The sequence below is a fragment of the Bradyrhizobium sp. LHD-71 genome, from assembly GCF_031157255.1.
Taxonomy (GTDB): domain Bacteria; phylum Pseudomonadota; class Alphaproteobacteria; order Rhizobiales; family Xanthobacteraceae; genus P52-10.
In genome coordinates this window covers 1-11493 of record NZ_JAVIFX010000042.1, presented here as the reverse complement: position 1 = coordinate 11493, position 11493 = coordinate 1, and the positions used below count along the sequence as shown (strand labels likewise).

Annotated in this window: 14 protein-coding genes; 10 read left to right on the top strand and 4 right to left on the bottom strand. The window is 60.8% G+C overall.

Annotation, left to right across the window (positions count from 1 at the left end; translation table 11 throughout):
- Positions 1 to 171: 171 nt before the first annotated feature.
- Together RCO31_RS31715 and RCO31_RS31710 are read left to right on the top strand one after the other, a co-directional pair.
- Positions 172 to 1122, top strand: coding sequence for a tripartite tricarboxylate transporter substrate binding protein (locus RCO31_RS31715; protein WP_308972353.1), 951 nt, complete (start codon positions 172 to 174; stop codon positions 1120 to 1122).
- Between the two features lie 162 nt (positions 1123 to 1284).
- Positions 1285 to 2676, top strand: coding sequence for an FAD-dependent oxidoreductase (locus RCO31_RS31710; protein ID WP_308972352.1), 1392 nt, complete (start codon positions 1285 to 1287; stop codon positions 2674 to 2676).
- A gap of 9 nt (positions 2677 to 2685) precedes the next feature.
- Here the strand turns inward: RCO31_RS31710 and RCO31_RS31705 are convergent, their stop codons facing one another.
- Positions 2686 to 3351 (bottom strand): GntR family transcriptional regulator, encoded by a 666-nt coding sequence (locus tag RCO31_RS31705; protein ID WP_308972351.1) that lies wholly within the window; start codon positions 3349 to 3351, stop codon positions 2686 to 2688.
- Positions 3352 to 3674: 323 nt separating this feature from the next.
- Between RCO31_RS31705 and queE the strand changes: the two genes are divergently transcribed.
- Positions 3675 to 4310 carry a 7-carboxy-7-deazaguanine synthase gene (queE, locus tag RCO31_RS31700; RefSeq protein WP_308972350.1) on the top strand — a complete coding sequence of 212 codons (636 nt, stop codon included), beginning with the start codon at positions 3675 to 3677 and terminating at the stop codon, positions 4308 to 4310.
- Positions 4307 to 4663, top strand: a complete 357-nt coding sequence (gene queD, locus RCO31_RS31695; protein WP_308972349.1) for a 6-carboxytetrahydropterin synthase QueD — start codon at positions 4307 to 4309, stop codon at positions 4661 to 4663. Before queE ends, queD begins: the two co-directional genes overlap by 4 nt.
- A gap of 43 nt (positions 4664 to 4706) precedes the next feature.
- On the opposite strand, the gene RCO31_RS31690 is transcribed toward queD, so the two are convergent.
- Positions 4707 to 5165, bottom strand: a complete 459-nt coding sequence (locus RCO31_RS31690) for a hypothetical protein (protein WP_308972348.1) — start codon at positions 5163 to 5165, stop codon at positions 4707 to 4709.
- Between the two features lie 86 nt (positions 5166 to 5251).
- Between RCO31_RS31690 and RCO31_RS31685 the strand changes: the two genes are divergently transcribed.
- From RCO31_RS31685 to RCO31_RS31675, 3 genes are read left to right on the top strand one after another with little or no spacing between them, the layout of a single operon-like run.
- Complete coding sequence (locus tag RCO31_RS31685; RefSeq protein ID WP_308972347.1) at positions 5252 to 5716, top strand: Rrf2 family transcriptional regulator; 465 nt, start codon at positions 5252 to 5254, stop codon at positions 5714 to 5716.
- Entirely contained in the window at positions 5713 to 6201 is a 489-nt protein-coding gene (locus RCO31_RS31680; RefSeq protein WP_308972346.1) for a group III truncated hemoglobin, read from the top strand. Before RCO31_RS31685 ends, RCO31_RS31680 begins: the two co-directional genes overlap by 4 nt.
- Positions 6198 to 6482: a DUF1971 domain-containing protein gene (locus tag RCO31_RS31675; RefSeq protein ID WP_308972344.1), complete on the top strand. Its 285-nt coding sequence runs from the start codon at positions 6198 to 6200 to the stop codon at positions 6480 to 6482. The genes RCO31_RS31680 and RCO31_RS31675 overlap by 4 nt, the downstream gene beginning before the upstream one ends.
- Before the next feature lie 96 nt (positions 6483 to 6578).
- Here RCO31_RS31675 and RCO31_RS31670 read toward each other — a convergent pair whose 3' ends face one another.
- Positions 6579 to 7223, bottom strand: coding sequence for a TetR/AcrR family transcriptional regulator (locus tag RCO31_RS31670; RefSeq protein WP_308972343.1), 645 nt, complete (start codon positions 7221 to 7223; stop codon positions 6579 to 6581).
- A gap of 140 nt (positions 7224 to 7363) precedes the next feature.
- On the opposite strand from RCO31_RS31670, the gene RCO31_RS31665 reads away from it, so the two are divergent.
- Genes RCO31_RS31665 through RCO31_RS31655 form a run of 3 tightly spaced genes read left to right on the top strand, consistent with a single transcriptional unit; the run spans position 7364 to position 10205 of the window.
- Entirely contained in the window at positions 7364 to 9508 is a 2145-nt protein-coding gene (locus RCO31_RS31665; protein WP_308972342.1) for a TonB-dependent receptor domain-containing protein, read from the top strand.
- 24 nt (positions 9509 to 9532) lie between these two features.
- A complete protein-coding gene (locus RCO31_RS31660; RefSeq protein ID WP_308972341.1) occupies positions 9533 to 9955 on the top strand; it encodes a hypothetical protein in 423 nt (140 codons plus the stop codon).
- Positions 9936 to 10205 (top strand): hypothetical protein, encoded by a 270-nt coding sequence (locus tag RCO31_RS31655; RefSeq protein WP_308972340.1) that lies wholly within the window; start codon positions 9936 to 9938, stop codon positions 10203 to 10205. The genes RCO31_RS31660 and RCO31_RS31655 overlap by 20 nt, the downstream gene beginning before the upstream one ends.
- 4 nt (positions 10206 to 10209) lie before the next feature.
- On the opposite strand, the gene RCO31_RS31650 is transcribed toward RCO31_RS31655, so the two are convergent.
- A complete protein-coding gene (locus RCO31_RS31650; RefSeq protein WP_308972339.1) occupies positions 10210 to 11172 on the bottom strand; it encodes an aldolase/citrate lyase family protein in 963 nt (320 codons plus the stop codon).
- Between the last annotated feature and the right edge of the window lie 321 nt (positions 11173 to 11493).

Genomic DNA, 11493 nt, shown 5'->3' with positions numbered 1-11493 from the left:
AGCGGGTCGGGAGCTCAAAAGCGATGAAACCTCGTCGTCCGCCCTTGTATCCGGCGAAAACTTTGTCTAAAAAACAAAATCATGGATCCAAAATCCGATATCCAATTCTCGCCAGCATCCTTGGGATGTTGCAGCCGAAGGACGTTCGTCGCCGGATTAGCGCCGTTGCTGATGACTTTCGCCGTTTCGGGAAGGCTCAGCCCTGCGTCCGGTGCGCCAGAAGCGTACCCAAACCGCCAGATCACGATTGTCGTACCCTTCTCTGCAGGTGGGGCGACCGACGTGCTCGCGCGGCTCATTGCCGAGCGCTTGCACGAGCGCTGGAGCCAGCCCGTCATTGTCGAGAACCGCCTCGGCGCCAGCGGAAATGTCGGCGCTGCAGCGATCGCCACGGCACCGCCGGACGGCTACCGACTGCTGATGGGAGCGATCGGCACAAATGCCGTGAATGCCAGCCTGTTCGCCAACATGCCCTATAATATCGAAACCGATTTCGCGCCGGTGACGCAGGTCGCGCGATTGCCGATGGTGCTGGCGATCCATCCCGCTCTTCCCGTGGCCAACGTCGCAGAACTCATCGCGCTCGCAAAGGAGAAGCCTGGAGCACTCAATCATGGTTCGGCCGGCAAGGGTGCTTCGCAACACCTTGCATGTCTCCTGTTCGAGAGCATGACGGGCACCAAATTCCAGCAAGTCTTCTACCGTGGCGCAGCGGCCATGCTGCCGGACCTCCTGACCGGGCGGATCCAACTTTCCTTCGGCGACATGGCTTCGCTGCTTCCCAGCATCAAGGAAGGTGCTCTCAAACCGCTGGCTGTGACCACGAAAGCCCGCTCACCGTTGTTGCCGAACGTGCCCTCGATCTCCGAATCCGGTGTTGCAGGCTTCGATGCCTCCGCCTGGTATGGCGTGTTCGCGCCGGCGAAGACGTCTCCGGACATCGTCCGTCAGCTCAACAACGGCATCATCACGGCCCTGAAGACGCCCGACATGCTCCAGCGGCTGGAGACGCTTGGCGCCGAAAGCGTGGGTTCATCGCCGGAAGAGTTCGCCGCCTTCGTGAAGAGCGAGATTGCGCGCTGGGGGCCGATCGTGAAGGCCGCCGGCGTAACCGCCGAGTAGACAATGACGGCGCCCGCCAAGTCTCGCGTCTTGCGGACGATCATTTCGCACAAGTCGATGCCGGCGAGGGGCGGCGACGTCGCGGCTCCCTGAGCGAAGCGCCTGATCGGCTTTTCCAGAAGCTGTCGCCGCGCAGCATGAAATTGGAGGACGGATAACACGATGGATACGAGGAAATATGACGTCGTCGTTGTCGGCGGCGGCAGTGCGGGGATTGCGGCAGCAGTTGCGGCCGCGCGCAACGGTGCGAAGACGTGCCTCGTTGAAGCCGGCCCGATGATTGGTGGCGAGCTCCTCACCGGTATGACGATTGACGGAGCGCTGAATGCCCGCGGCGAATGGGTCGTTGGCGGCGTCGTCAACGACTTGCTTAAGGAATGCCGTGAAATGGGCGGTTTCATTGAGCGGTTGAACGATTTTCGCCTGATTCAATACGTCGCTTATGATCCGGAAATTCTCAAGATCGCGATCGCGCAGGTCGTCTATGACTGCGGCGTCGACGTGCTGCTCTACACGTTTGCCGATGACGTTGTGAAATCAGGAGATCGCATCGAAGGCGTTGTGGTTCGCAACAAGAATGGACGGACGCTGCTGTCGGCGAAAATCTTCATCGACTGTTCGGGCGACGCTGATCTTTGCCTCATGGGCGGCGCGCAGATGCTGCCTCACGACGATGATGGACCGCCGCAGCCGGTCTCGATGATGTTCCGCATGGCTGGCGTTGAGAACCAGCCGCTCCTCTCTTTCGTGCGCGATCATCCGGAGTACCTGGCGGTTGGCGAAAGCGAGACGATCCGTGCCGGGCGAACGGACGCCCAATTGGCGCAGGCGATCTATGATCAGGGTCAGCCGTGCATCTTCCTGAAAGGGGACGGCCCGTTTCTGGCGCCTGCGATCGAGCGTGGCGAATTGCACAGGACCGCTCTCATCATGATGCAGCCGACATCTGCTGCACGGAAGGAAGTCTGCATCAACACCACGCGCGTCTCCTTGTCTGATCCGACACGCCCGGAGGCCTTGAGCGCGGCGCTGCGCTCGCTGGTCGGGCAGGTTCGTCAGTGCGCGTCCTTTCTGCAGAAGAACGTACCGGGATTCGAAAACGCTTCGCTGTCAGGGTTAGCGCCGCGCGTCGGGATCCGTGAAACGCGCCGGATCGTCGGCGACTATGTGTTGACGCGCGACGATGTTTTCGAAGCGCGCAAGCGGGATGATGGCGTTGCCAAAGGCTGCCACCATATCGACATCCATCAGGATGGAACGGGGCAGATTCGGATTCCTGTGAGAGATGGTGGCTCGTATGACATTCCGATCGGCAGCCTATTGCCGAAGGGGTTGGCAAATGTCGCGGTCGCGGGAAGATGCCTTTCGGCAGATCGCGCAGCGCATGGTTCGGCGCGCGTGATGGGTGGTTGCATGGCGATGGGCCAGGCCGCAGGCACGCTTGCGGCGCTCGCGGTCAACCAGAACCACAGAGCGGAGATGCGTGCGGTCGGTATCATGCGCCTTCGAGGCGTTCTTCGCGATCAGGGCGCGGTCCTGGATGGCGTGGCGTAACGCTTAGCGCTAGCCGGCCGATGTTATCTGGTGGTGAGCGCGAACCATCGCCTGTGTGCCATCATTGTGGCTGTGCGCCAGTGTGAGCAAGCGGTCCCGATCGCCCGCAGCGACAGCCTGCATCATCTCGCGATGATCGCGCTTCGACGTGTCCTGTCGCGGCGAGTGATAAAGCGCAGCGCGCTGATATCTTTCGGAGAGATCGAACAGGCTGGTAATCGTCCGCAGCACGTGGCGGTTGCCGCAACCCTTGTACATTGCAAGGTGGAAGTCGCGGTTGGCCGCCATAAAGGTGTCGAGATCGGCTGCGGGATCAACGGTGTCGAGAATTTTGAAGAATGGCTCAAGGTCCGCCTCTGTCACTGGCGCTGAGCGCTTCCACGATTCGCGGATAGCCCAGTCTTCAACGATGCGACGTGCGCCGTACAACTCCTCCATGTCGGCGATCGAAATCTCGGCAACGATCGCGCTGCGATGGGGATGGAGGATGACGAAACCGCGCTCTCCCAGCCGGTCAATCGCCTGGCGCACCGGGTGCCGGCTCACCTCCAGCTGATCCGCCAACTCCTCCTGATCGACGCGAGCTCCGGCGGGAAGCTCCCCGGACAGGATGAGGCGCCGTATCTCAGCGGTCACGAAATCGGCGGTGCTCTTATAGCGCGCCGGGGGCGGCATGATTCGATCCTCGTTCTCTCTGACCAATGCTATTCCGCCGGGGTGCAGAAATACAACTTTTGAATCATGGATCCGAAAAGGCTCATTATATAGGGCAGTGGGCTCAATGCGGGGCCATGCGACCAAAACGGGAACCGGTCAGGACGCCGTCAATTGACGATGACTTGAGTGTGCGCGGGATTTCTGGATTAAGAGTTGCCGATCGCGCGATCATCCCGCGCACAGCTTGTTTCCGGCAATCGTCCTTTCGTGGCCCTGCAGCGAAACCCCGACCGGCTGAAGCGAGCGAACCTGTCGATCGAACCATGCGTTGGAGTGATGGCGTGAGTGGCTACGCGGTAAAAGAGATCTTCCTGACGCTGCAGGGCGAGGGCGCTCAGGTCGGCCGTGCGGCGGTGTTCTGCCGTTTCGCCGGCTGCAATCTATGGTCAGGACGCGAGGCGGATCGCGACAGTGCCCAATGCCAGTTCTGCGACACCGACTTCGTCGGCATGGATGGCACGAAAGGCGGCCGCTATCGCGGCGCGGACGATCTGGCCGCGACTATCGAGGCCGAATGGGTCGGGGAAGAGCGAGAGCGCTTTTGCGTCCTGACCGGCGGCGAACCGCTCTTGCAGGTGGACGAGGCCCTGATCGCGGCGCTGCACGAGCGCGGCTTCAAGATCGCTGTCGAAACGAACGGCACGGTCGAAGCGCCCGCTGGACTGGACTGGATCTGCGTCAGCCCGAAAGGAAAAACGGAGCTCAAAATCAACCGCGGACATGAGCTCAAGCTCGTCTATCCGCAGAACGATGCACCGCCCGACCGCTATGCGGATCTCCCCTTCGAGCGCTTCTCGCTGCAGCCCATGGACGGGCCGCAAGCCGCCGAAAACACCGAGCGGGCCATCGCTTACTGTCTGGCTCATCCGCAATGGCGGCTCAGCCTCCAGACGCACAAGACAATCGGAATTCGATGAGGATCACTCAAGCCTTTACCTTCGAGGCGGCGCACCGCCTGCCGAACGTACCCGAAACTCACCGTTGCCATCGCATGCACGGGCATTCCTATCGTGTTGAATTGCAGCTTGAGGGTCCTGTCGACCCGAAGAGCGGTTTCGTCGTGGATTTCTTCGACGTCGAACAGGCGTTCGGACCACTGCTCATCCGGCTCGATCACCATTGCCTGAACGAGATCGATGGACTTGAGAACCCGACCGCAGAGAATATCGCTGTCTGGATCTGGAGCCGCGCCAAGGTCGCATTGCCGCAACTGGCCGCGGTGCGGGTCTACGAGACGCCGATGTGCTGGGCGGAATACGACGGGAGCTGAGCGGTCGACCGCGTGGAATTCTGAAGCGCGGGTTGCTAGACGTTTAGCGAACGCGGCGAACACGCCACAGCGCGCCAAGGCCGATGAGTGTCAATGCGCCGATCTTCATGGCTTCGCCGGCAACGTACCAGCCGTGCAGCGAACTCGGCGGTAGTGGTGTCCCAGCAATCACGGCCGATACGCGGGCATCGAGTGCCGGCAGAAGCCAGAACGACTGGGCCAGAACGATGGCCACCACGAGCGCGATCAGCAGCCATCGCCAATAGGAAACTCGCGCAGCGATTCCGCTCAAAACGAGTGCTGTCGCAAGTCCCCATTCGACCCGCGCGAGCAGATTGAAAGTGACGCGGCCGACATCGAGCGCGACCGGCAAGGTCAGCGACGGCGCGTTGAACTTTACCGGAGTCGCCAGCCCGGACACGCCGATCACAAGACCGGCCCACACCAGTGCGAGGACGGCGACCACCATGTTCCAGTTCCGCCTGTCGTCCACATCCGTCACGTTCGCAACGCTCCGTATCCTTCCGTAGTTTGTCGGTGCTCCATAAAGAGGTATATCGAATACCTCTTTATGGAGCGGAAGCCAAGATGCGTCTGACCCACCACACCGATTACGCGCTACGCCTGCTTATGCTGCTCGCAATGGAGCCGGATGACAATCACACAATCGAAGAGGTCGCGCGGCGATACCGGATCTCCCGCAATCATCTGATGAAGGTGGTGCAAACCCTTGCCCAGGCCGGCCTCATCGACAGTCTGCGCGGTCGAGGCGGTGGCCTGCGACTTGGCCGGCCGGCCGGATCGATCAATCTCGGTGCCATTGTGCGTGCGACCGAGGACAGTTTCGCGTTGGTCGAATGCTTCGATCATGTCCGTAATAGCTGCATCGTGGCGCCGGCCTGCGGCTTGCGCGGGCCGCTTGAGGAGGCGTTGCAGGCATTTCTCGGCGTGCTCGATCGCTACTCTCTGGCCGACCTCGTCAAGAATCCCGGCTCCATGCGGCGCATGAAGCGTCTGCTGGCAGATGTACAAACGAGTGAGGCCAGGCCATGACGATCCCCGTGACATCGGTGAGCCAGCGCCGCGCCGAACTCACTGCGGAGATTCAGGCCGAGACCGGGATCGATGAGGCCATGATCGATCGCCTGGTGCGCGGATTTTATGCCCGCGTCCGTCAGGACGCACTTATCGGCCCTGTCTTCGCTGCCCGCATCGCTGACTGGGAGCCGCACCTTCAACGCATGTGCGCCTTCTGGTCGTCGGTCGCCCTGATGACCGGCCGCTATCACGGCCAACCAATGCCGAAACATCTTCCGCTGCCGGTCGATGCGCGCCATTTCGATCGATGGCTCGAGCTGTTCGAGGCAACCGCTCGCGATCTCTGTTCGTCCAAGGCCGCGGATCACTTCATCGAACGCGCGCGCAGGATCGCGGAGAGTTTGGAGCTTGGTGTCGCTGGAGCAAACGGCAGGGTGCTCCGCAAGGGCGAGCGGCTCCGGCGTCCCGAACTCGATGACGAAGTGCGCGTCGCGCGATGAGCAGCCTGCCATCGGGTCTGAAGGCGTACAAGCGGACCCCGGTGTTCGATCAGGATACCTTGCCCGCCGGGCTTCGTCGTGCGCACCGAACGAAGCCCGGCGTTTGGGCGCTCATCCATGTCATCGAGGGCCGTCTTCTGTATCGCGTGGCAGAACCGCCATGTGAAATTGAGCTCACGCCTGGCAAACCTGGCATTGTCCGGCCTGATCAACCACATGAGGTCGAGCCGCTCGGCGCGATGAGAATGTACGTGGAGTTCTACAACGCTGCCCGCCCGTAGGGCACTAGCAAGTTTATGATTCTAGTGTCGTTTATGCATCAGAAATTCGCACGATGGACTCGCGGCAACGATGGCGCGAATTTCTGATCCACGACACTAGTCCGTCTTCGGACCCTTCACAACTGATGCATCGGATGTCGGTCTCTGGATCAATTGCATGATGTGGTGAATGAAGGTCTCGTCATCGGGCATCTCCTCACCACCGATCTCGATCGCATCCTGCATTTCAATCCGGTTGTGCAGCCAGAACTGGACCAAGGCGCCGGCAATGCAGAGCACCACGCCGGTCGGCATATCGGTGCGCAGAAAGCCCGATTGCTGCGCTTGTTTGATGAGCGGAACCACCCGTTCGTTCAGACTGCGCGAGCGCGATTTTCGTTCGTCTGTAGGACCATCAAGCAGGCGCCACAAATTGATCCTGAAGGCGTCAGGATGATCACGCCAATACTGCAAATAGGTCCGGATCGCGGTCGGAATCGATTGTGAATCGAGCGTGTCTTGCGCGACAACACCGGACACATAAGCCAGAAATTCAGCAGACGCTTGCTCGCCCACTGCGTTCCAGAGCCCTTCCTTGCCCTGGAAATGATGGTGCAACAGGCCTTGCGAAACCCCGGCGCGCTGCGCGATCTCACGCATCTTCGCGCCGTGAAACCCGGCTTTGGCGAACTCGCTCCTGGCCGCCTGAAGGATGGCCTGCCGCCCGGGATGTAGTGCGATTGCGGACTCGCCCGATTTCATCTCTCACCTTCTAAGCATTCTAAATTGCTTACGAATTTGATCTTGACAGGTCAACCGGTCAGTGGTGACTGGTCAAGCAGTCAGTAAATTGGTGAGCGATGACGAGCGAGCGTGCTGGAAGCCGGAAGGGGACGGATACCGTGTATCGGCGTCGGGCCATTTCGACGGCTGGGGCACTGGTGGCAATCTCGTCGGGAGTTTTGCCTGGTCCTGCTTTCGCTCAACAGGCGGTTCAACTCGACGAGATCACGGTCACGGCGCGCAAGCGGCCCGAAGCCGAGAAAGATGTGCCGATCAGCCTGACCAACGTCGAAGGCGCGCAGCTCGAGGACCTCTCCAAGATCCGCTCCAATGCGGACCTCGCCCGTTCGGTGCCGAATTTCAATTTCGTCGACCTCGGTGGACAGTCATCCAACCTCGGCAACATTCGCGGCGTCGGATCGCTGTCGCCGGTGTCGCCGGACGACACGTCTGTGGTGTTCTACGTCGATGAAGCGCCGCAATCGGTTTACGGCATCGCGCCGAACCTGCTGGACACCGAGCGTGTCGAGGTGCTGCGCGGCCCGCAGGGCACCCTGTTCGGCCGCAATGCGCAAGGCGGTGCGGTCAATATCATCTCGCGCCTTCCGACATTTGATCGCTCGTTCTCTCTCTCCGGAGAGTGGGGCACGCATGGCACTGGCGAGCTGATCGCGAATTCGCCGTTAATTCCCAACGTCCTCGCCGGACGCGTAGCGCTGCGATATTCGAACTTCGGCGGCGACGTTCCGAACATCCTGCTCGGTGGCAATGATGCGGCGACGCAGGTCGGCGCCTTCCGCGGCAGTCTCCTTTTCGCGCCAAGCGAGCGCACGACTATCACGTTTCGTGGGTCGTACGCCAAGGACGACGACACGGCGCCGCGCTGGCTGCTGCGGGGCGCTGTGGATTTTCCCGTCAGTGCCATCGATCCGCGCAACGAAGTGAATCGTGAGAGCGAAAACTATAATCTGAAGATCCGGCACGATTTCGGATCGATGGTCTTTGAATCGGTCTCAAACTTCCAGCACACCACGTCGCTCCAGCTGTCGGATTTGACTGACTCTCTTGTGTTTTCGAAGCTGACCGGCCTGCCGCCTGCGGTCTTTAGCGTGCCCGGCGCAGACCTCGCCAGTATCGGCATCAACGAGAACACCTGGCTGCAGGAACTACGCCTGTCGGCATCGAAAGACAGCTCGGTCGCTTGGACTGCAGGTCTGAACTTCTTTCGCACGGAGGTCGCGCTCGACGGTAATGCGCGTTCGGTCACTCCGGCTTTCGCGACCGCCACCGGCAATCGCGCTAATGATTTTGCGACCAACAGCTACGCCGCGTTCGGCGAAGCGACCTTTCCGATCGTCGGCGCCTTGAAGGGAACGTTTGGCCTGCGAGCGACGCATGAGGAGAAGGATGCCTTCTACCGCTACCGCGGCGTCGGCACGCCAGGCACGGTGCCGAGTTACGCACAAGATCTCAGCCTGACTGACGATTTCCTCACCGGGCGCGCTGGCCTGAGCCAGGATTGGACCCCGGATTTCATGACCTATGCGACGGTCGCTCGCGGCTATGTGACGGGCGGCTTTCCCGCCAATTCTGTGAACAATCCGCTTGGCAAGCCCGAAGTCCCGTTCGCCGCCTCAACAAGCTGGACCTATGAGGCCGGCTTCAAGTCCGAACTGTTCGACCATCGATTGAAGCTGACCGGGGCCTTGTTCTTCAACGATGTGAAGAACGGACATTTGTTCGTGTTCAATGTTCCTGCAGCGGCCTTTACGGTGGCGACGCTCGACTATCAATCGTGGGGCGGTGAAGTAGAAGCGGCCGTCCGCGTCGCACCCGGATTCGAAGTGTTCGGTGGTGTCGGCGTGACCGAGGCCGAGCTGGTGAATGTCCCAATCGGAAGTGCGACGGGTGCGAAGAATGGTGCGCGTGTCCCGAACGTCGCGGCGCTGACGGCCAATCTCGGATTCCAGTATCAGGTCTCGGCCGAGTCCGTCGGGCTGGCCGGCAACTTTTTCTTCCGTGCAAATTATCAGTTCGTCGGCACCCGCGCAGCGGACGTCGCCAACACCTTCGACCTTCCATCCTATGGCATCGTCAATGGCAAGCTGGGCTGGAAGGGTCAGAACTTTGGCGCCTACGTCTTTGCAAACAACCTGTTCGATGAGCGCTACGAGGCATTCGGACAGAGCTTCGGCCCGACGACACAATCCGTGCGTGTCGACCAGGGCCGCCTCATCGGCGCCGGCGCGACGGCTCAGTTCTGAACGGCCGGGTAACAGGAGCGCGTCATGAGACGAGAGGATTTCAAACTGCACGACCTGTCGCGTTTTCCGGTTGTGGTATTGCACGGCCGTGGGTTGCCGCACGGCTACGGACTAACGTGGGCGAGGGAGCTGGAAGCGCTCCTCAGTCAGAATCGATCCTTCGTGATGATCTTCCCGAATTCGGTGGAAGACGAAGATCAGGCGGATAGGAAGCTGCGTACGGTCTTCCTGAAAGCCAACAAGGCGCGGCTCGCTGCGAAGTGCAGCGGAATCTTCGCCGTCGAACCAAACAAGGCGATCCGTCTCTTGAAACGCGTGCAGGGTGCGGCAATCGCTGCAACCTTCGGGCTGCGTTTCCGGGTCGTGGCGACGGTCGAGGAGGCAGAGCGTCTTGCAAGTCTCGCTCTCGCCGGAGCGGCGGTGCCCGATGACGCCGAGCACGAGTGAGGCGCCGCCGGCCTACCTGCGCATCGGCAAGAGACGCCTTCGTATTCCCAAGCGCCGCGCCGTCCGCATCGCGCTCGGCATCGCTCTTGTCATTCGTGGCGTCCTGCCGCCTGCCGGATTTATCCTGCTGCCGCCTGCACTGACAATACTGTCGATCGATATTCCACGCGTTCGCCGATGGCGGCGGCGGTTGGTCGTGTGGCTCGGCAAAAGGCGCCGGGCGCGACACGGTCGTGGCTCGCTTGGATGACGTTTTAGACGGGCAAGGTCCGTTTCTGGTGGGCGCGACCCTTACGTGCGGATGCCTCGCTATGTCCCGCAATCACCCGCACTCCTTCGTCGATCCGAACGGTCACGTTGTCCACCGTGCAGCTTTGAAGGAAAGCTACGCCATTCTCGCGGCAGGCCGCGAGGATGCGATCGCGCGCCGCCTGCATTTCCGGCGGAAAAGGCTCGCGCGGAATCGTGCGGTAGCCAAGCGAAAGACTTAAGTCGCCCGGACCGATCTCGGCAAATGCGAGTCCTGGCACCGCCAGGATCGATTCACAGTTGGCGACGCCTTCGGGACTTTCCAGCTTCACGCCGAGCAACAGCTCACCTTTGGGATTGAGCGGCCAAGGATCGCAACGCTCCATGTAGTCCTCTGTCGACAGTCCCCAAATCGGCGCCGCAGTGGTTTCTGATCCACGCCCCCGGGTGCCGACGCCGAGCAGCTTGCGATCGGCGGGATCCATGCCACCTTCCTTGGCGCGCGTCGCTCCCTGCATCCGGGCCATCGGCGACGGGATCGCGGGATCAACACCGATGGTGTTGTGCGGATAGCGGCAGGATTCCACGAACGCGCGTACTGCGTCGGCGCTTTCCGCCTGGCACAGCAGGATACCGTGGACCCCGCGGCCGAGGATCTGCCGAAATTGCCAGGCGTTGTAGCGCACATGCGCTGCGTCGATTCCATTCACGGGTGCCTCGACGATCACCGTCGGCGCGCGGTGACCCGACCGTGTCGGCCCAGCATCGACCATGCCGCGGATGTAATCCGCAAGCCCGGTCATATCAAAGCAGCCGTGCTCCATGCCGACATTCATGTAATCGGCCCAGGTACCGGCATCGATGCGACCTTGCTCATAGGTCAGCACATGTCCGCTGTGCGGACCGTCATAATAGATCGCCTGGTTCTGCGCCAAGAGTTCGACGCAGCGGTTGATCCGTAGGCCCATGAAGTCACTCCGACAGTTCGATGTTGCAGAGCTTGTCGCTAGTGTCCCGAATCCGAAGTTCGCCGTACTTTGCAGCGAGCTCAGAGCGAACTTCGGATTCGATCAGGACATTAGCAAGTTTATGATTCTAGTGTCGTTTATGGATCAGAAACTCGCACGATGGACTCGCGGCAACGATGGCGCGAATTTCTGATCCACGACACTAGTGTCCCGAATCCGAAGTTCGCTGTACTTTGCAGCGAGCTCAGAGCGAACTTCGGATTCGATCAGGACACTAGCAAGTTTATGATTCTAGTGTCGTTTATGGATCAGAAATTCGCA